The sequence below is a fragment of the Sphingomonas sp. 10B4 genome (genome assembly GCF_035019905.1).
Lineage (GTDB): Bacteria > Pseudomonadota > Alphaproteobacteria > Sphingomonadales > Sphingomonadaceae > Sphingomonas > Sphingomonas glacialis.
In genome coordinates, this window is sequence record NZ_JASJVC010000493.1 from 1 (window position 1) to 246 (window position 246).

The 246-nt window shown below is 55.3% G+C and carries 1 protein-coding gene; it reads right to left on the reverse strand.

Annotated elements, in window-relative coordinates:
- Positions 1–246: hypothetical protein (locus QN347_RS20615; RefSeq protein WP_323494521.1), on the reverse strand; the 246-nt coding region annotated here is incomplete at both ends.

The window sequence follows — 246 nt, forward strand, 5'->3', positions numbered from 1 at the left end:
GCTGTATGCTGACCACTCCGCCGATCAATTGTTCAAGCTCGTCACGGTAACGCGTCACCTCACTAACCGTACCGATCGAGCCGGCTGATTTACGCAATGCATCACTCATTGCACTGCGTTCGATACGAGTATTGAACCAGACCACCGGCCGCCGGTGCGGCAGGATCTCGTCGGGTGCATAGATATAACCGCCACTGACCTCACCGATTCGATATGCGCCACTCCCATCAGGGCACAGCACAATAT